18 protein-coding genes and 3 tRNA genes are annotated in these 17,993 nt (G+C 74.7%); 7 read left to right on the top strand and 14 right to left on the bottom strand.

Annotation, left to right across the window (positions count from 1 at the left end; genetic code table 11):
• Window positions 1–113 precede the first annotated feature (113 nt).
• Window positions 114–344: a hypothetical protein gene (locus ACI8AA_RS05360; protein WP_457043477.1), complete on the top strand. Its 231-nt coding sequence runs from the start codon at window positions 114–116 to the stop codon at window positions 342–344.
• A 17-nt stretch (window positions 345–361) separates the two neighbouring features.
• Here the strand turns inward: ACI8AA_RS05360 and ACI8AA_RS05365 are convergent, their stop codons facing one another.
• On the bottom strand, window positions 362–1,138 hold the full coding sequence (locus tag ACI8AA_RS05365; protein ID WP_457043478.1) for a helix-turn-helix transcriptional regulator: 777 nt from the start codon (window positions 1,136–1,138) through the stop codon (window positions 362–364).
• A gap of 177 nt (window positions 1,139–1,315) precedes the next feature.
• Here ACI8AA_RS05365 and ACI8AA_RS05370 point away from each other — a divergent pair, with 177 nt between their 5' ends.
• Complete coding sequence (locus tag ACI8AA_RS05370) at window positions 1,316–1,573, top strand: hypothetical protein (RefSeq protein WP_457043479.1); 258 nt, start codon at window positions 1,316–1,318, stop codon at window positions 1,571–1,573.
• A gap of 45 nt (window positions 1,574–1,618) precedes the next feature.
• On the opposite strand, the gene ACI8AA_RS05375 is transcribed toward ACI8AA_RS05370, so the two are convergent.
• The 10 genes from ACI8AA_RS05375 to ACI8AA_RS05420 form a co-directional block, all read right to left on the bottom strand.
• Window positions 1,619–1,930 carry a hypothetical protein gene (locus ACI8AA_RS05375; RefSeq protein WP_457043480.1) on the bottom strand — a complete coding sequence of 104 codons (312 nt, stop codon included), beginning with the start codon at window positions 1,928–1,930 and terminating at the stop codon, window positions 1,619–1,621.
• Between the two features lie 14 nt (window positions 1,931–1,944).
• Complete coding sequence (locus ACI8AA_RS05380) at window positions 1,945–3,627, bottom strand: sodium:solute symporter family protein (RefSeq protein WP_457043481.1); 1,683 nt, start codon at window positions 3,625–3,627, stop codon at window positions 1,945–1,947.
• Window positions 3,628–3,650: 23 nt separating this feature from the next.
• Window positions 3,651–4,814 carry a galactokinase gene (galK, locus tag ACI8AA_RS05385; RefSeq protein ID WP_457043482.1) on the bottom strand — a complete coding sequence of 388 codons (1,164 nt, stop codon included), beginning with the start codon at window positions 4,812–4,814 and terminating at the stop codon, window positions 3,651–3,653.
• Entirely contained in the window at window positions 4,811–5,899 is a 1,089-nt protein-coding gene (gene galT / locus ACI8AA_RS05390; RefSeq protein ID WP_457043483.1) for a galactose-1-phosphate uridylyltransferase, read from the bottom strand. Before galT ends, galK begins: the two co-directional genes overlap by 4 nt.
• Window positions 5,900–6,031: 132 nt before the next feature.
• Window positions 6,032–6,104 (bottom strand) — tRNA-Glu (locus ACI8AA_RS05395).
• Window positions 6,105–6,218: 114 nt separating this feature from the next.
• Window positions 6,219–6,291 (bottom strand) — tRNA-Glu (locus tag ACI8AA_RS05400).
• Between the two features lie 45 nt (window positions 6,292–6,336).
• Window positions 6,337–6,408 (bottom strand) — tRNA-Gln (locus ACI8AA_RS05405).
• 61 nt (window positions 6,409–6,469) lie between these two features.
• The gene (locus ACI8AA_RS05410) at window positions 6,470–7,789 is read right to left on the bottom strand and encodes a CPBP family intramembrane glutamic endopeptidase (protein ID WP_457043484.1); all 1,320 of its coding nucleotides are present in this window, start codon (window positions 7,787–7,789) and stop codon (window positions 6,470–6,472) included.
• Window positions 7,786–9,267, bottom strand: a complete 1,482-nt coding sequence (gltX, locus tag ACI8AA_RS05415; RefSeq protein WP_457043485.1) for a glutamate--tRNA ligase — start codon at window positions 9,265–9,267, stop codon at window positions 7,786–7,788. Before gltX ends, ACI8AA_RS05410 begins: the two co-directional genes overlap by 4 nt.
• Window positions 9,264–10,076, bottom strand: coding sequence for a fumarylacetoacetate hydrolase family protein (locus ACI8AA_RS05420; protein ID WP_457043486.1), 813 nt, complete (start codon window positions 10,074–10,076; stop codon window positions 9,264–9,266). Before ACI8AA_RS05420 ends, gltX begins: the two co-directional genes overlap by 4 nt.
• 54 nt (window positions 10,077–10,130) lie before the next feature.
• On the opposite strand from ACI8AA_RS05420, the gene ACI8AA_RS05425 reads away from it, so the two are divergent.
• The 5 genes from ACI8AA_RS05425 to ACI8AA_RS05445 all read left to right on the top strand — a co-directional run bounded on the left by ACI8AA_RS05425 (window position 10,131) and on the right by ACI8AA_RS05445 (window position 13,303).
• Entirely contained in the window at window positions 10,131–10,511 is a 381-nt protein-coding gene (locus tag ACI8AA_RS05425) for a VOC family protein (protein ID WP_457043487.1), read from the top strand.
• A 54-nt stretch (window positions 10,512–10,565) separates the two neighbouring features.
• Window positions 10,566–10,895 (top strand): putative quinol monooxygenase, encoded by a 330-nt coding sequence (locus ACI8AA_RS05430; RefSeq protein ID WP_456935882.1) that lies wholly within the window; start codon window positions 10,566–10,568, stop codon window positions 10,893–10,895.
• Window positions 10,896–11,048: 153 nt separating this feature from the next.
• Window positions 11,049–12,161: a sensor histidine kinase gene (locus ACI8AA_RS05435; RefSeq protein WP_457043488.1), complete on the top strand. Its 1,113-nt coding sequence runs from the start codon at window positions 11,049–11,051 to the stop codon at window positions 12,159–12,161.
• Window positions 12,158–12,811 carry a response regulator gene (locus ACI8AA_RS05440; RefSeq protein ID WP_457043489.1) on the top strand — a complete coding sequence of 218 codons (654 nt, stop codon included), beginning with the start codon at window positions 12,158–12,160 and terminating at the stop codon, window positions 12,809–12,811. The genes ACI8AA_RS05435 and ACI8AA_RS05440 overlap by 4 nt, the downstream gene beginning before the upstream one ends.
• Window positions 12,812–12,892: 81 nt before the next feature.
• Complete coding sequence (locus ACI8AA_RS05445; protein ID WP_457043490.1) at window positions 12,893–13,303, top strand: hypothetical protein; 411 nt, start codon at window positions 12,893–12,895, stop codon at window positions 13,301–13,303.
• A 46-nt stretch (window positions 13,304–13,349) separates the two neighbouring features.
• Here ACI8AA_RS05445 and cimA read toward each other — a convergent pair whose 3' ends face one another.
• The 3 genes from cimA to serA all read right to left on the bottom strand — a co-directional run bounded on the left by cimA (window position 13,350) and on the right by serA (window position 17,832).
• Window positions 13,350–14,942, bottom strand: a complete 1,593-nt coding sequence (gene cimA, locus ACI8AA_RS05450) for a citramalate synthase (protein ID WP_457043491.1) — start codon at window positions 14,940–14,942, stop codon at window positions 13,350–13,352.
• 250 nt (window positions 14,943–15,192) lie between these two features.
• A complete protein-coding gene (locus ACI8AA_RS05455) occupies window positions 15,193–16,215 on the bottom strand; it encodes a 3-isopropylmalate dehydrogenase (RefSeq protein ID WP_457043492.1) in 1,023 nt (340 codons plus the stop codon).
• A gap of 15 nt (window positions 16,216–16,230) precedes the next feature.
• The gene (gene serA, locus ACI8AA_RS05460) at window positions 16,231–17,832 is read right to left on the bottom strand and encodes a phosphoglycerate dehydrogenase (RefSeq protein ID WP_457043493.1); all 1,602 of its coding nucleotides are present in this window, start codon (window positions 17,830–17,832) and stop codon (window positions 16,231–16,233) included.
• Window positions 17,833–17,993: the final 161 nt, after the last annotated feature.

Below are 17,993 nucleotides of genomic sequence, written 5' to 3' on the forward strand. Positions count from 1 at the left end.
CGTCGCGTATTCCGCGCGGGCCGGCGCAGGCGGAGCGTCGTGGTCCCCGGTCACCCACCGCCGGGTCGCGCATCCCAGGGACGGCCCCGTGCCGCACCCGGAGGGGCCTCCCGATGACCACCGCCACGCACGGCCCGGCCGCCGCCTGGGCCGCCGCCCACCGCACCCTGCTCGTCCTGTTCGCCGTCGTCGCCGCCCTGGCCGTCGCCGCGGCCGTCACCCTGACGGTGCTGCTGACCACCGACGACGCGGCCCCGGTCGCGCCGTCGCCGGCACCCGTCGACGAGGCGGCCTGCGCCCTGCCCGGCGCGATGACGATCACCATGGCCAAGCCGTTCTGCTGACGGCCACACGGACCGGGTCAGCCGCCCCACCGGACCACCGGCTGACCCGGTCCCGGCCCGTACGGCAGGCACCGGGCGGCCGCCTCGGCGACGGTGTGCGTCCCGCACTTCTCCCGGATGTGCTCGGTGTGCTTGCGCACCGTGCCGACGGCGATGCGCAGCGCCGCGGCGATCTCCTCGGCGTACAGCCCCGCGCCGGCCAGGCCGAGGACCTCCCACTCGCGCGCGGTCAGCCGCGGCACGCCCGCGCGGCGGTGCTCGGCGTCCAGCCACAGCTCCAGCAGGTGCGGCCGGGCCAGCTCCAGCAGCCGCTGGTCCGGCCCGCCGAACGGGGTGCCGTCGGACCGGAGGAACAGCAGGACGGGCACCTCGCCAGGGGGCGCGCGCAGCGGCACCGCGAGCTCGCCGGGCACGTCGGCGGTCACCTCGGGGTACCGCGGGCCGGTGCCGTCGCCCGGGTGGGAGTCCCCGGCCGACAGCACGCGGCGCAGGGCGCGCCGGCACTGCGGCCCGACCAGCGGCGAGCGCAGCCCGCCGGCGGAGTCGGCCAGCGCGCCCTCGCCGGCGCGCTCGACGCCACGCGTCCCGTCGGCGCGCACGCCCTGGACGACGACGGTCCGGAGGTCCCGGTGGTCGACCAGCCGGGCGGTCAGGTCGAGGTCGGCGGGGACCAGGCGCAGCAGCCCCTCGAGCAGCTCCCAGGGCAGCACCGGCCCGGGGTCGAGGGACCGCGCCGCCCGGAGCAGGCCGAGCAGGTCCTCGGCGTCCCGCGCGCGCAGGTACCCGGTGGCCATGGCGGACCCCCCGTCGGCCGTGCCGGTCACGCTAGGCCGCCCGGCCGCGCCCGCGTGATACGCACACTGACGTATTCCGCCCGCCGCGGCGGAGGTGCAGCGTCGTCGTCCCGGGTGTGCCACGCCCGGGACCGGCACCTCAGGGGCGGCACGGCCGCACCCGGAGAGGGGCTCCCGATGACCGTGCCCGTCCACCACCCGGCCGGCGCGTGGGCCGCCACGCACCGCATGCTCATCGCCGTCATCGCCGTCCTCATGGCGGCCGCCGTCACCGTCGGCATCGTCCTGCTCGTGCAGCTGAGCAGCGACGAGCCCGTGACCGGGACGACGCCTCCCGCCGTCCCCGTCGAGGACTCCGGCGGGGTCCCGCCGTCCGTGGAGCCGTGCACCAGCCTGGCCGGCGTGCAGTCGGTGGCCGCCGCGCTGCTCTGCTGAGCGACGTCCCGGGCCCGCCGTCCCGGAGGACGGCGGGCCCGGGGGTCAGTGCCCGGGAATCGTGCGCCCGCTGCCGTCGTCCTCGGGGTCCTGCCGGTCCGGCGGGGCCTCGACGACGATCGGGCGCAGCCGCGACCACAGCGCGAACGCGGCCGCGAACACGAGCATGGCCAGGCCCGCCCACAGGTTGGCGTTGACGTCGCCGGTCTTCTCCTGGTCCTCCGGTGAGTTGCCGAACAGGCCGACGAGGACCAGCGCGACGCCGTAGAAGCCGATCAGCACGGCGATGACGTTGCGGACGTCGAACGCGCCGGCCTGGTGCTCCGAGGTGCCGGAGCGGGAGGTGCTGCTGCTCATGTCGGGCTCCTGACTCAGCGGAAGATCACGTTGAGGATGATGACCATCACCAGCGAGATGCCGGCCAGCTTGGTCGGCGACTGGTACCAGGGCAGCCGGTGCGCGTCGGGGTCGGTGCGCTGCTCCTTCGGGGTCTCGGAGTAGACGAGCCCGGCGAGCTGGGCGACCGGCTTGGGCGCGGTGACCTGGCTGACCACGACGCTGACCACGATGTCGACGAGGAACGCGGCGCTCGCGGCGACGAAGCTCGCCCCCTGGCCGCTGAGCGGGAGCACGCCCAGCGACGCCGTCCCGAACGCGTCCTCGCTGAGGAACGCGACGGCGACCGCCGCCAGGGTCCCGGACACCAGGCCCGCCCAGCCCGCGGTGGCCGTCATCCGCTTCCAGAACATGCCGAGGATGAACGTGGCGAACAGCGGGGCGTTGAAGAACCCGAACAGCGTCTGCAGGTAGTCCATCAGGTTCGTGTAGCCGGAGGCGATGATCGCCGTCCCGATGGCGGCCACGGTCGCGCCGACCGTCGCCCACCGGCCGACGACCAGGTAGTAGTGGTCGGGCCGGTCCTTCTTCACGTACTGCTGCCACAGGTCGTAGCTGAAGACCGTGTTGAAGGCGGAGATGTTGGCCGCCATGCCGGCCATGAACGCGGCCAGCAGGCCGGCGAGCGCGACGCCGAGCAGGCCGTTGGGCAGGGTGTCGCGGATGAGCAGCAGGATCGCGTTGTTGTAGTCGAACTCCGCGTCGGCGTTCGCGCGGGCCTCGATGACCTCCGGCACCAGGATCGTGGCGATCATGCCGGGGATCACCACGATGAACGGCACGAACATCTTCGGGAAGGACCCGATGACCGGCGTGCTGCGCGCCGCGGACATCGACTTGGTCGCCATCGCGCGCTGGACCTCGACGAAGTTCGTGGTCCAGTAGCCGAACGACAGCACGAACCCGAGGCCGAAGACGATGCCGATCACCGACAGGACCGGGTTCTCGATGCCGGACAGCTCGGTGGCCGGCCACGAGGTGAGCTCCTCGGCGCGGCCCGCCTCGGTGAACGAGTCGACGAGCCCGCCGACCCCGCCCACGCGGTGCAGGCCGATGAGGGTCAGCGGCAGCAGCGCGGCGACGATGACGAAGAACTGCAGGACCTCGTTGTAGATGGCCGCCGACAGCCCGCCGAGGGTGATGTAGCTGAGCACCACCGCCGCGGCGACGATGAGCGACACCCACAGCGGCCAGCCCAGCAGCGCCTCGACGATCGTGGCCAGCAGGTAGAGGTTGATGCCGGCGATGAGGATCTGGGCGACGGCGAAGCTGAGCGCGTTGACCAGGTGGGCGCCGGTGCCGAACCGGCGGCGCATGAACTCCGGGACGCTGCGGACCTTCGACCCGTAGTAGAAGGGCATCATCACCACGCCCAGGAACAGCATGGCCGGGACCGCGCCGATCCAGAAGTAGTGCATGGTGCTCATGCCGTACTGCGCGCCGTTGGCCGACATGCCGACGATCTCGACGGCGCCGAGGTTGGCGGAGATGAACGCCAGGCCGGTGACCCACGCGGGCAGCGAGCGGCCGGACAGGAAGAAGTCCAGGCTGTCGGACACCCGCCGCCGGGCGGCGGCCCCGATGAGCAGCACCACGGCGAAGTAGGCGGCCACCAGCAGGTAGTCGACGAACCCCGCGTCCAGTCTCAGATCGTCCACTCGGGCCTCCTCGGTACTACGGGTCAGGACAGGCGCCGGGCCCCCGCGGAGGGGACCACGACGTAGGAGCGGGTGGCGCCGGCGCGCCCGGTGACGGCGGCGGCGACGTCGTCGACGGCCGCGGCGTCGACGAGCGCGACCGCGCTCCCGCCGAAGCCGCCGCCGACCATGCGCGCGCCGTGCGCCCCGGCGGCCAGCGCCGTCTCGACGATCGCGTCGAGCTCGGGCACCGACACCTCGAAGTCGTCGCGCAGCGAGGCGTGCCCGGCGGTGAGCACCGGGCCGACCTCCCGCGGGTCGCCGCCGGCGCGCAGCAGGCCGACGACCTCCTCGACGCGGGCGTCCTCGGTGACCACGTGGCGGGCCCGGCGCAGCAGCAGCGCGCCGCGCGCGGTGCCGTCGTCCAGGACCGCGAGGGCGTCGACGCCGTGCACCTCGCAGAGCAGGCCGACGCCGAGCCGCCGGGCGGCCTCCTCGCACTCGCGGCGCCGGTCGCCGTAGCCGCCGTCGGCGTGGCTGTGGGTGGTGCCCGAGTCGACCACCAGCAGCGCCAGGCCGGCCGCCTCAAGGTCGAGGGGCACCTGCTCGCTGCCGCGGTCTCGGGTGTCCAGGTGCAGCGCGTGCCCGGCGGTGCACAGCACCGACGCGGACTGGTCGAGGATCCCGGTGGGCGCGCCGACGAAGTCGTTCTCCGCCCGCCGGGCGACGTCGACCAGCTCGTCGGGGCCGAGGCCGAGGTCCAGCAGGTCGCGCAGGGCCACGGCGACGGCGCACTCCAGCGCCGCCGAGGACGACAGCCCGGCGCCGGCCGGGACGTCGCCGTCGACCAGCAGGCTCAGGCCCCCGGGCACGGCCTCGCGCAGCTGGTGGACGACGCCGGCCGGGTAGCCGGCCCAGCCGCCGGGGGTGCCGGGCTCGAGGTCGGCGACCGCGACGTCGGCGTCGGCGCCGGGGTGCTGGGCGGAGACGAGGACGAGGCGGCCGTCGTCGCGGCGGGCGACCGCGGCCCGGGTGGTGTGCGGCAGGGCGACCGGCAGCACGTGCCCGCCGTTGTAGTCGGTGTGCTCGCCGATGACGTTGACCCGCCCGGGCGCGGCCCAGACGCCCTCGGGCGCGGCGCCGAACCGCTCGGTGAACGCGGCGACGGCGCGGGCCGCGGCCTCCTCGTCGGTCGGCAGCCCGCTCACGGGACCACCACGTTCCGCAGCTGCTCGGCGACGTCCTCCGGGTTGGTGTCGGTGATGAACGCGCCCATCCCCGACTCCGAGCCCGCCAGGTACTTGAGCTTGCCCGGGGCGCGGCGCAGCGAGAACAGCTGCAGGTGCAGCCACCAGTCCTCGCGGCCGGTGCGCACCGGCGCCTGGTTCCACGCGGCGATGTAGGGCATCGGGGTGTCCATGCGGTGCGCGAAGCGCCCCAGGACGTCGAGGTAGACCTCGGCCAGCGCGTCCCGCTGCGCGTCGTCGAGGGCGGGCAGGTCGGGCACCCGGCGGGTGGGGAACAGCTGCACCTCGTAGGGCCAGCGCGCCGCGGCCGGGACGAAGGCCACCCAGTGCTCGTTCGCCGCCACCACCCGCGGCCCGGTGCGCTCGGACTCCACCACCTCGGCGAACAGGTCCCCGCCGGTCTCCTCGCGGTGCCGGCGCACCGAGGCGAGCACCTTCTCCACCCGCGGGGTCACGAACGGGTAGGCGTAGATCTGCCCGTGGGGGTGCGACAGCGTCACCCCGATCTCCTCGCCGGAGTTCTCGAAGCAGAACACCTGCTCGACGCCGTCGATGCCGCCGAGCTCCGCGGTGCGGTCGGCCCAGACGTCGATCACCAGCCGCGCGCGGTCGCGGCCCAGCCCGGCGAAGTGCTGGTCGTGGTCGCTGGTGAACAGCACCACCTCGCAGCGGCCGAAGCCGGGCCGCAGCTCGGCCAGCGGGGCGCCGGGCGCGGTGGGCGGCACGTCGCGGTCGACGGCGGTGGACAGCGACGGGAAGCGGTTCTCGAAGACGGCGACCTGGTAGTCCGCCTCGGGCACCTCGGTGGGCCGGCCGGGCCGCGACGGGCACAGCGGGCACTGGTCGGCCGGCGGCAGGAAGGTGCGCGTCTGCCGGTGGGCGGCGATCACGACCCACTCGCCGAGCAGCGCGTCCCGGCGCAGCTGCGAGCGGGTGCCGACGGGCGGCAGGTCGCGGGTGTCCTCGGCGACGCGGGCGGGCGTGCCGTCCGCGTCGAAGTAGACGATCTCGCGGCCGTCGGCCAGCCGTCGACTGGTCCGGATCACCTGTGTCCGCCTCCGTTCCCGGCCCGGGATGGGGCCCTGGGAACGCTACGTCCGCTCGCGATCATGGGCCACTCGGGGTCCCCGGGACGGCGCAGGGCCCCCGGCCGGGTGGCCGGGAGCCCTGCTGCGCTGTAGCCCCGAAGGGATTCGAACCCTCGCTACCGCCGTGAGAGGGCGGCGTCCTGGACCGCTAGACGACGGGGCCGGACGGCGACCATCCTGCCACGCCCCCCGCCGGCGCCTGCGACCGGGGCCGCGCCGCGGGTCCCCGGGAACGGCGAGAGCCCCCGGTCGGTGACCGGGGGCTCTCGCTGCGCTGTAGCCCCGAAGGGATTCGAACCCTCGCTACCGCCGTGAGAGGGCGGCGTCCTGGGCCGCTAGACGACGGGGCCGTGCGGTGGTGCTGGTCGTGCTGTTGAGGAGGTGGTGCTTCCTCGCTGGGGTACCAGGACTCGAACCTAGACTAACGGAGCCAGAATCCGTCGGGCTGCCAATTACCCCATACCCCAAGGTTTGGCGGGCACCTCGCGGCGCCGGAGAAGACGATACCCGACGTTCCCGGAGCCCGTGTCACCACCCCCCGGTCCGCGGGTCGCCGGCCGGGACGCGCAGGTCCAGCGCCCCGGTCTGGGTCTCGACCCGCAGCCGGCGGCGGGAGGCGGCCACGACCGCGACGTAGGCGCCCATCGACACGAGCGTGACCAGCAGGTACAGCAGCCCGACGCCGGCCGGGACCTCCTCCGTGGCGACGTCCTCGCCGAGGGTCCCGGCCAGGACGAACACCAGCACGTTGTTGACCGCGTGCAGCACGATCGCCGCCTCGAGGCCGCCGGTGAGGAAGACCACTGCCGAGGCGGCCAGCCCGAAGGCGAACCGGTCGAGGAAGGTGACGACGTCGCCCGGCGCGTGGGCCAGCGAGAACAGCGCGGCGGTGACCACGGCGGCCACCACCGCGCCGGTGCGCGGACTGCGGATCCAGCCGGCGATCGCCTGGCTCAGGTAACCGCGGAAGACGTACTCCTCGGCCGCCGACTGCAGCGGTGTGGTGAGGACCACGACCAGCAGCAGCCAGCCCAGGTCGTCGACCGGCCCCGTGACCTCGCCGTCGTCGAGCAGGTAGCCGAAGGTGACCGACAGGGCGATCCCGACGCCGAGGGTGGCCAGCGCGCGCAGGGTGAGCGGCGCGAACAGCCGCCAGCGCAGCCGGGCGAGCACCGACGACGACCACCCCGGCGCCATGCCGTGGGCGGCCACCCAGGCCAGCCAGACGATGGGGATCGCCACGATCAGCGAGAGGTTGGTGAGCAGCAGCACGCCGGGGTCGACCAGGTCGAGCAGCTGCAGGTCCGGCGAGACGCCGGTGAGGAGCACGGCCAGGACGACGACGAACGCGGCGACGCCGTAGGCGACGGTGAACAGCAGCAGGCCCAGCAGCGGCCGCCACCAGCCCCAGTCCCGCGCGCGCATCGCGAGCAGGTAGGGCTGCGGCTCGTCGTGCGGCGGCGTCCCGGGCGGCGGCGCCAGCGCCACACCGGGCGGGAACGGCGCGGGCGGGAACGGCGCGGGCGGGAACGGCGCGGGCGGGGACGGGGCCGGCGGATACGGCCGGGGCGGGACGGGGCCGGGCGGGAACGGGCCCGGCGGGTACGGGCCGGCCCCGGCCGGGCCGTGCGGCCCGGGCGGAAGCGGCACCGGGCCCAGCGGCCAGGGCACCGGCCCGGCCCCGCCTCCCCCGGCGGGCGCCCACGGGGGCGCCCCGCCCCCGTACGGCGTGCCCGGGACCTGCGGCGGCGCCCCGTACGGGCCGGTGGCCGGCGGGCCGGTGTAGGGCTCGTCGTCCGGGGTCGGCGGGCGGTCCGGGGGCGGCGGTCCCCAGGGCGGGACGGTCACCCCGCCGTGTCCCCCGTCGTCGCCCGGGCCGCCGCCAGCCGGGCCAGGGTGCGCTCGCGGCCGAGCAGCTCGATCGACTCGTACAGCGGCGGGGAGACCGTGCGGCCGCTCACCGCCACCCGCACCGGCCCGAACGCCTGCCGCGGCTTGCGGCCCAGGCCCTCGACCAGCGCGGCCTTGAGCGCCTGCTCGATGCCGGCGGGGCTCCAGTCGGTCAGGTCGCGCAGCGCGTCGGCGGCGGCGTCGAGCACCGCGGCGTCGTCGGGCCGCAGGTTCTTGGCCGCCGCGGCCGGGTCGACGGCCACCTCCTCGGTGAAGAGGAACCCGAGCAGGCCGACGGCGTCGGAGAGGACGACCGTGCGCTCCTGCGCCATCGGGGCGATCGCCCTCAGCACCCGGTCCTGCTCGGCGGTCGGCGGGTCGGCGACCAGCCCGGCTCCGGCGAGGAAGGGCACCACGCGGGCCACGTACTCCTCCACCGGCAGCTCGCGGACGTGCGTGGCGTTGATCGCCTCGGCCTTCTTGACGTCGAAGCGCGCGGGGTTGGCGCTGACCCGGGTGACGTCGAAGGCCTCGACCATCTCGGCGGTGGAGAACACGTCCCGGTCCTCGGCGATCGACCAGCCCAGCAGCGCCAGGTAGTTGGCGAACCCCTCGGGCAGGAAGCCGCGCTCGCGGTAGACGTCGACGTTGGACTGCGGGTCGCGCTTGGACAGCTTCTTGTTGCCCTCGCCGGTCACGTAGGGCAGGTGGCCGAAGCGCGGGGTGCCGCCGGCGACGCCGACGTCCTGCAGCGCCGCGTAGAGGGCGAGCTGGCGGGGGGTGGAAGGCAGCAGGTCCTCGCCGCGCAGCACGTCGGTGATGCCCATCAGGGCGTCGTCGACGGGGTTGACGAACGGGTACAGCGGCACGCCGTTGCCGCGCACGAGGACGAAGTCGGGCACCGAGCCCGCGGCGAAGCGGACCTCGCCGCGGACCAGGTCGGTCCACACCAGGTCCTCGTCGGGCATCCGCAGCCGCAGCACCGGGTCGCGGCCCTCGGCGCGGAAGGCCCCCTTCTGCGCGTCGGTGAGGAAGCGGTCGGCGTTGTCGTAGCCGAGCTTGGGGTCCTGGCCGGAAGCCAGCCGCCGCGCCTCGACCTCCTCGTTGGTGGAGAACGACTCGTAGGCGTGCCCGGCCGCGAGCAGCTTCGCGGCGACCTCGCGGTAGACCTCGTGCCGCTCCGACTGCCGGTAGGGGCCGTGCGGGCCGCCGACCTCGGGGCCCTCGTCCCAGTCCAGGCCCAGCCAGCGCAGGCAGTCCAGCAGGTGCCGGTAGGACTCCTCGGAGTCGCGGGCGGCGTCGGTGTCCTCGATGCGGAAGACGAACGTGCCGCCGGTGTGCCGCGCGTGCGCCCAGTTGAACAGCGCGGTGCGCAGCAGGCCGACGTGCACCATGCCCGTCGGCGACGGGCAGAAGCGGGTGCGGACGCCGCTCATCGCGCGCCGCCGGCGGTGGAGGCGGTGTCGGCGCCGCTGACGCCGTTGGTCAGCGAGCCCAGGCCCTCGATCGCGCACTCCACGCGCTGGCCGGGGCGGATCGGCCCGACCCCGGCCGGGGTGCCGGTGAGCACGACGTCGCCGGGCAGCAGCGTCATCACCTGCGAGATGTAGGAGACCAGCGTCGGGACGTCGAACAGCAGCTGGCTGGTGCGCCCGGCCTGCCGCGGCTCCCCGTCGACGGTGCAGGTGATCTCCAGATCGGCCGGGTCCTTGCCCAGGCCGCGCAGGTCGGTCTCGATCCACGGGCCCAACGGGCAGAACGAGTCGAAGCCCTTGGCGCGGGTCCACTGCCCGTCGGCCTTCTGCATGTCCCGCTCGGTGACGTCGTTGGCGATCGTGTAGCCGAAGACGCTGCCCGGGACCTGCTCCGGGGTGAGGTTGCGGGCGCCGCGGGCGCCGACGACGACGGCGAGCTCCACCTCGTGGTGCACGTTGGTGCTGCCGGCCGGGATGCGGATGGCGTCGCCGGGGCCGATGACCGACGTCGAGGGCTTGAGGAACAGCAGCGGCCGCTCCGGGGCGTCGCCGGTGTTCATCTCCTTCACGTGGTCGGCGTAGTTCTTGCCGACGCAGACCACCTTGCTCGGCAGGATCGGCGAGAGCAGCCGGACGTCGGCCTGGGCGAACCGCTGGCCGGTGAAGGAGATGGTCCCGAACGGGTGGCCCTCGATCTGGGCGACCTGGCCGTCGCCGTCGAGGACGCCGAAGGACATGCCCGAGGGCGAGGCGAAGCGGACGATGCGCACGACGTCGAGGCTACTGACCCCGCGCGCACCCGCCGCCCGCCCTACGGTGACCGGGTGGCCTGCCGTCTGAGCGAGATCGTCGTCGACAGCAGGGACCCCGAGCGGCTCGCCGCCTGGTGGGCCGAGGTGCTCGGCTACCGGGTGCTCGGCCGCGACGACGACGGAGCGGTCGAGATCGGCCCGGAGGCCGGTTTCGGCGGCGCCGCCCCCACGCTGGTGTTCGCCCCGGTGGCCGAGCCCGACCCCGGCAAGCCGCGGCTGCACCTGGACGTCAACGCCACCGACCGCGACCAGGACGCCGAGCTCCAGCGCCTGCTGGACCTCGGCGCCACCCGGGCCGACGTCGGGCAGACCGGGGAGGAGAGCTGGCACGTGCTCGCCGACCCGGAGGGCAACCCCTTCTGCCTGCTGCGCCGCCGGCTCGACCCGCTGTGACGCCGGGCCCTCGAGCAGCCCACCCCCTGAGAAGCCGACCCCCGAGGAGCACCCGTGATCCTGATCGTCATCAAGTTCCCCGTCCGGCCCGACAAGATCGACGAGTTCCGGGCGAAGGCCGACGAGTACGCCGCGGCGGTGAACGCCGAGGAGGGCAGCCTGTTCTTCGAGTGGTCCCGCAGCGTGCTGGACCCGAACACCTTCGTCTGCATCGAGGGCTTCCGGGACGCCGACGCCGGCGCCTCGCACGTGGCCACCCCGCACGCCAAGGCCGCCTTCGACTGGATGTCGGACCTCGTGGCCGAGCAGCCGCAGATCATCTACATCGACGAGCCGTCGGTCCCCGGCTTCGGCCCGATGGGGGAGGTCGAGCCGAGGAGCTGATCCCCGACGGCGGACCGGTCGCGGGGCCGGAGGCTCCCGACCGGGACGTCGTGGCGTGGCTCAGCGGAGCAGGGGACGGCACCTGGCCGCGGTGTCGGCCGGAGGCCGGCGATGTGGTTGACCCCGGCGCGGCGACGGCGCGACAGTGACCGGGTGACCCGCGCGCTCGCGGTGCTGACCCTGCTGGCGCTGCTCACCGTCGCGGTCGAGGCCACCGACGACCCCCACCCGCTGCTCGCCGTCGCCCTCGGGACGACGTACGCGGCGCACAGCCTGGTGGCGTTCCCGTGGCTGTCCCGGCAGCCCGCCCCGCGCCGGTACTGGCTCACCGCCGGGCACGTCTGCCTGCAGCTGCCGCTCGGGGTCCTGCTGTTCGGCGCGGCCCACGCCGGCGTCGGGGCGACCCTCCTGCTGCTGGTGCTGGTGGCCCAGTGCGTGCTGCTGCTCCCCCTGCCCGCCGCCGCGGCCGTGACGCTGGTCGTGCCGCTGGTGCACCTCGGGATGGGGTGGGCCGACTTCGCCCGCAACGCGCTCGGGCTGCTCGGCGCCGCGGTGTTCACCGCCGTCGTGACCGCGCTCCTGCAGCAGGCGCAGCGGGCGCGGGCGGAGCTCGCCGAGGCCAACGAGCTGCTCCGCGGGTACGCCGCCCAGGCCGGGGAGCTCGCCACCACGCGCGAGCGCAACCGGCTGGCCCGCGACATCCACGACGGCCTCGGCCACCACCTGACCGTCGTCCAGATGCAGGTGCAGGCCGCCCGCGCGGTGCTGCCGACCGATCCCGCGCGCGCCGACGAGGTGCTCGCCAAGGCCCAGTCCCAGGCGAGCGAGGCGCTGGCCGAGGTGCGCCGGTCGGTGGCCACGCTGCGGGCGCCGGTCCCGCGCCCGCCGCTGCGCGTCGCGCTGGAGACGCTGACCGGCGAGGCCGCGGCCGCGGGGCTCCCCGCCACGCTCGAGGTCACCGGGCCCGAGCGACCGCTGCCGGAGGAGACCGAGGAGTCGCTGTTCCGGTCGGCGCAGGAGGGGCTGACCAACGTCCGCAAGCACGCCGGGGCGACCTGCGCGCGGGTGACGCTGACCTACGGCGGGGACGGCACCGTGCGGCTGGCGGTCCGCGACGACGGCCGCGGCATCGCCGACACCCCCGGGGACCGGCCCACCTTCGGCCTGCTCGGGCTGCGCGAGCGCGCCGCCCGCGTGGGCGGCCGGGTCACCGTCGGGCCGTGCGGCGGGTCGGGCACCGAGCTGCTGGTCGAGGTGCCCGGGTGAGCGCCGTCCGCGTGCTCGTCGTCGACGACCAGGCGCTGTTCCGGGAGGCGCTGGTCACCCTGCTCGGCGCGCGCCCGGAGGTCGAGGTGGTCGGCGAGGCCGGCGACGGGCACGAGGCGCTGGAACGGGCGGCGGCCGTGCGTCCCGACGTCGTCCTCATGGACCTGCACATGCCGGTGCTGGACGGGATCGGCGCGACCCGCCGGCTGCGCGTGGAGCAGCCGCACGTCCGGGTGCTGGCGCTGACCACCTTCGACGACGACGAGGACGTCTTCGCCGCGCTGCGGGCCGGCGCGCTGGGCTACCTGCTCAAGGACGTCTCCTCCGACCGCCTGGTCGAGGCCGTGCTGTCGGCCGCCCGCGGCGAGTCGGTGCTGCAGCCGTCGGTCGCGGCCAAGGTGGTGGCCCGCTTCGCGCAGCTCGACGACGCCCCGCGACCGCGCCCCCAGCCGCTGGTCGTGCCGCTGTCGGACCGCGAGCTCGACGTCCTCCGGCTGCTCGCCGAGGGCCGCAGCAACCGGGAGATCGCGCGGGCGCTGTACCTGGCGGAGGGCACGGTCAAGAACCACGTGACCAACGTGCTGGGCAAGCTCGGCGCCCGGGACCGCACCCAGGCGGCGCTGCGCGCCCGCGCGCTCGAGCTCATCTGAGACCGGTCACGCCGCGACCGTGACCGGCGGCCGTGACCTCCGGCACGTGGCGGGGACGGCGCCGCGCCCGAACCTCCCTGCATGACGACGCAGACCCCTCCCGAGCAGACCTCCACCCGCACGCGGCACACCTGGCACCTGGTCCGCCACTACCTGGAGATGGTCGTGGCGATGGTCGCCGGCATGGTGGTCCTCGGCCCGGTCGGCACCTGGCTCTGGCCGGGGCTGGACGACCGCGCCGACGTCCACGCGATCGTGATGGCGACCGAGATGGCCATCGGGATGGCCGCCTGGATGCGCTTCCGCCGGCACTCCTGGCCGGCGATCGCCGAGATGTCCGTGGCGATGTACGTGCCGTTCGTCGTCCTGCTGGTGCCGTACTGGACCGGGACGATCTCGGCGTCGGCCCTGTTCACCGCCGGGCACGTGCTGATGCTCCCGGCGATGGCGCTGGCGATGTGGTGGCGCCTCGACGAGTACGCCCACCACTGAGCCCTCGTCCCGCCTCTCGCGCGCGAAAGGCGGGACGGGCGCGTCGTCAGCGGTGGCGGACGGCGTAGGTCAGCGCGTCGACCAGCGCGTGCCAGGAGGCCTCGACGATGTTGTCGTGGACGCCGACGGTGGTCCACTCCCCCACGCCGTCGGTGGTGTCGACCAGCACCCGGGTGGTGGCGCTCGTGCCGCCCTTCCAGCCGAGGATGCGGACCTTGTAGTCGGCCAGCGAGACGTCGGCCAGCCGTGGGTACCGGCTGACCAGCGCCTGGCGCAGCGCGTTGTCCAGCGCGTTGACCGGGCCGTTGCCCTCGCCGGTGCTGATGATCCGCTCGCCGTCGACGTGGACCTTCACCGTCGCCTCGCTCATGACGACGCCGTTGGCCCAGTGCTCGACCGTCGTCCGGTAGCTCTCCAGCTCGAACAGCGGGGCGGGGGCGCCGGGGAGCTGGGAGCGCAGCAACAGCTCGAACGAGGCGTCGGCGGCCTCGAACGACCAGCCCTCGGCCTCGAGCACCTTGACCTGGTCCACCACCCGGCCGACGGCGTCGGCGTGCCCCTCGAGGTCGACGCCGAGCTCGCGGCCCTTGAGCTCCACCGAGGCGCGGCCGGCCATCTCGGTGACCAGGATGCGCATGTCGTTGCCGACGACGGCCGGGTCGAGGTGGTTGTACAGCTCCGGGCTGACCTTGATCGCGCTGGCGTGCAGGCCGGCCTTGTGCGCGAACGCCGAGGCGCCGACGAAGGGCTGGTGGTCGTCGGGGGCGATGTTGGCCAGCTCGGCGATCGCGTGGCTGACCCGCTGCAGCTCGGCCAGGCAGTCGGCGGGCACGACCGGCAGGCCCATCTTGGTGACCAGGTTGGCCACCAGCGCGAAGGTGTCGGCGTTGCCCGCCCGCTCGCCGTAGCCGTTGGCAGTGCCCTGCACGTGCGTCACCCCCGCCTCGACGGCGGCCAGCGAGTTGGCGACGGCGCACCCGGTGTCGTCCTGGCAGTGGATGCCCAGCCGGCCCTCCACCCGCGACCGGACGTCGGCGACCACCCGGGCCACGCCCATCGGCAGCATCCCGCCGTTGGTGTCGCACAGGACGCCGACCTCCGCGCCCGCGCCGAACGCCGCGCGCAGCACCGCCACGCCGTAGTCGGGGTCGGCGGCGTGGCCGTCGAAGAAGTGCTCGCAGTCGAGGAACACCCGCCGCCCGTGGGAGACCAGGTACGCGACGGTGTCGGCGACCATCGCGAGGTTCTCCTCGAGCGTGGTGCGCAGCGCGTCGCGCACGTGCCGGACGTCGGACTTGGCGACCAGGCAGACCACCGGCGTCTCCGCGTCGAGCAGCGCACGCACCTGCGGGTCGTCCCCGACGCGGACCCCGGCCTTGCGGGTGGCGCCGAACGCGACCAGAACCGCGTGCCGGAGCTTGAGCTCGTTGCGGGCGCGGGCGAAGAACTCGGTGTCCTTGGGCAGCGCCCCTGGCCAGCCGCCCTCGATGTAGCCGACGCCGATCTCGTCGAGCAGGCGGGCGACGGCGAGCTTGTCGGCGACGGAGAAGCTGATCCCCTCGCGCTGGGCGCCGTCGCGCAGCGTGGTGTCGAAGACGTGGAAGTCGGTGCTGACGGCGGTCGGGCTGTCGGTGGCCACGGGTGCTCCCGGGGGTTCGACGGCGATCAGGCCCCTGACACGAGAAAGACCCCCCGGGTACGGAGGGTCTGCGCGCGGTCGGGGGTGCTGACCGCGCGCTAGGCGATGATGATCGTGCCGGACAGGTGCATCGCCGCGGAGTCTAACGCCGTCAGCAGCGCGCGGCGGTGCCCGACCTCACCGTGCGGGGCGGGGCCGGGCACCACACGGTGCGGTCCGTGCCGGTCGAGCCGCGGGTGGAGCTGCCGGTTCAGCCGCCGGCGAGGGCGGCCAGGCGGTCGCCGACCTCGGCGGTGCGGACCTGCGCCTGCGGGTCGCGGGTCGACAGGTCGAAGGCCACGGCGGCGTTCACCTTGCGGGCGAGGTCGGCGGAGCCGAGGTGCTCGAGCAGCAGGCCCACCGACAGCACGGTCGCCGTCGGGTCGGCGATGCCCTTGCCCGCGATGTCCGGGGCCGAGCCGTGCACGGGCTCGAACATGCTCGGGTTGGTCCCCGAGGCGTCGAGGTTGCCGCTGGCGGCCAGGCCGATGCCGCCGGTGACCGCGGCGGCGACGTCGGTGACGATGTCGCCGAAGAGGTTGTCGGTGACGATGACGTCGTAGCGGCCGGGGTCGGTGATGAAGAACATCGACGCCGCGTCCACGTGCTGGTAGGCGACGGTGACCTCGGGGAACTCCGCCGACACCTCCTCCACCGTGCGCGACCACAGCGACCCGGCGTGGGTGAGCACGTTGGTCTTGTGGATCAGCGTGAGGTGCCGGCGCGGCCGCGCGGTCGCGCGCTCGAAGGCGTAGCGGACGACCCGCTCGACGCCGAAGGCGGTGTTGAGGCTGACCTCGGTGGCCACCTCGTGCGGGGTGTCGCGGCGCAGCACGCCGCCGTTGCCGACGTAGGGGCCCTCGGTGCCCTCGCGCACGCAGAGCATGTCGATGGTGCCGGGGTCGGCCAGCGGGCTGCGGACGCCGTCGTAGAGCTTGGCCGGGCGCAGGTTGACGTGGTGGTCGAGCTCGAAGCGCAGCCGCAGCAGCAGCCCGCGCTCGAGGATGCCCGGCGGCACGCCCGGGTCGCCGATCGCGCCGAGCAGGATCGCGTCGTGCCCGCGCAGCTCCTCGAGCACGGAGTCCGGCAGCAGCTCGCCGGTCCGCTGCCAGCGGGCGGCGCCGAGGTCGTAGGGCGTCGTCTCCAGGTCGGGGGCGACGGCGCCCAGGACCTTGAGGCCCTCGGCCACCACCTCGGGACCGATGCCGTCCCCTGCGATCACAGCCAGGCGCATGGCGACGACCCTAGGTCAGCGCGGGTCGAGGTCCGCGGAGCGGGCCTCGCGCGCCCCGATCCGGCCGGCGATGTCGGCGAGCAGGTCGGCGGCCACCGGGCTGTCGACGACGACCGCCATGAGCGCCTCGCCACCGCGGGTCGTGCGGCTGACCTGCGCCCCGGCGATGTTGATCCCCGCCTCCCCCAGCGCCGCGCCGACGGTGCCGACGACGCCGGGCCGGTCGGTGTAGACGAAGAACAGCAGGTGGCCGGACAGGTCGAGGTCCATGTCGAAGCCGTCGACCTCGACCAGCTTGGGCACCTGGTTCTTGCCGAACAGCGTGCCGGAGACGCAGATCTCGCGGCCGTCGGCCATCGCGCCGCGCACCCGGACGAGGTTGCGGTAGTCGGGGCTGTCGAGGTCGCTGGTGAGGGTCACGTCGAGGCCGCGCTGCTGGGCCAGGAGCGGCGCGTTGACGTAGGTGACCTGCTCCTCGACGACGTCGGCGAAGACGCCCTTGAGCACGGCCAGCTGCAGCACCGAGTCGTCGAACTCGGCGAGCTTGCCGCGCACCTCGACGGTGACCGACTGGGCCAGCCCGCCGGCGACCGCGGTGAAGACCGTGCCCAGCCGCTCGGCCAGCGGCAGGCCGGGCCGCACGTCCTCGGCGACGACGCCCCCGGCCTGGACGTTGACCGCGTCCGGCACGAACTCGCCCTGCAGCGCCAGCCGCACCGAGTGCGCGACGGCGGTGCCGGCCTTGTCCTGCGCCTCCGTCGTCGAGGCGCCCAGGTGCGGGGTGACGACCGTGTTGGGCAGCTCGAACAGCGGGCTGTCGGTGGTGGGCTCGGTCGCGAAGACGTCGATGCCCGCGGCGCGGACCCGGCCCGAGCGCAGCGCGTCGGCGAGCGCCGCCTCGTCGACCAGCCCGCCGCGGGCGGCGTTGACGACGATCACCCCGCGCTTGGTGGTGGCCAGCTGCTCGGCGCCGATCAGCCCGACGGTCTCCGGCGTCCTCGGCAGGTGGACGGTGATGAAGTCGGCCTCGCGGAGCAGCTCCTCCAGCGACACCATCCGCACGCCGAGCTGCGCCGCCCGGCCGGGCTGGATGTAGGGGTCGTAGGCGATGAGCGTGGTGCCGAAGGCGGCCAGCCGCTGGGCGACCAGCTGGCCGATCCGGCCCAGCCCGACGACGCCGACCACCTTGTCGGTGACCTCGACGCCCATGAACCTCGACCGCGCCCACCGGCCCTCGCGCAGCGACGCGTCGGCCGCGGGGATCTGTCGGGCGGCGGCCAGGAGCAGCGCGACGGCGTGCTCGGCGGCGCTGACGATGTTCGACGTCGGGGCGTTGACCACCATGACGCCGCGCTCGGTGGCGGCGGCGACGTCGACGTTGTCCAGGCCGATGCCGGCGCGGGCGACCACCTTGAGGTCCGGTGCGGCGGCGAGGGCCTCCGCGTCGATCCGTGTGGCGCTGCGGATCATGACCGCGGCCGCGTCGGCCAGCGCCGGCAGCAGGGCGGACCGGTCGGCGCCGTCGACGTGGCGGATCTCGACGTCGTCGCCGAGCACCTCCAGCACGCTCGGGGCCAGTTCCTCGGTGATCAGGACGACGGGCGCGCTCGCGGTCACGGGTCCACAGCCTAGGGACGCGGGTGACCGGGCGGGGTCGCGCGTCGCGGTCCCCGTGATCACCGGGCGGTGACGGTACGCACCAGCCGCCCCGACACCCCCGCCCCGGAGGGAGGGCCGCTTGCCCTGCCGGGTGGCCCCCCGCACGCTGGGGCGCGACG

The organism is Geodermatophilus sp. SYSU D01180, assembly GCF_054050415.1.

Coding starts and splice junctions, on each gene's coding strand:
- ACI8AA_RS05360 (WP_457043477.1), top strand. CDS start 114: ATGACCACCGCCACGCACGGCCCGGCCGCCGCCTGGGCCGCCGCCCAC.
- ACI8AA_RS05365 (WP_457043478.1), bottom strand. CDS start 1,138: ATGGCCACCGGGTACCTGCGCGCGCGGGACGCCGAGGACCTGCTCGGC.
- ACI8AA_RS05370 (WP_457043479.1), top strand. CDS start 1,316: ATGACCGTGCCCGTCCACCACCCGGCCGGCGCGTGGGCCGCCACGCAC.
- ACI8AA_RS05375 (WP_457043480.1), bottom strand. CDS start 1,930: ATGAGCAGCAGCACCTCCCGCTCCGGCACCTCGGAGCACCAGGCCGGC.
- gltX (WP_457043485.1), bottom strand. CDS start 9,267: ATGAGCGGCGTCCGCACCCGCTTCTGCCCGTCGCCGACGGGCATGGTG.
- ACI8AA_RS05445 (WP_457043490.1), top strand. CDS start 12,893: ATGACGACGCAGACCCCTCCCGAGCAGACCTCCACCCGCACGCGGCAC.
- ACI8AA_RS05455 (WP_457043492.1), bottom strand. CDS start 16,215: ATGCGCCTGGCTGTGATCGCAGGGGACGGCATCGGTCCCGAGGTGGTG.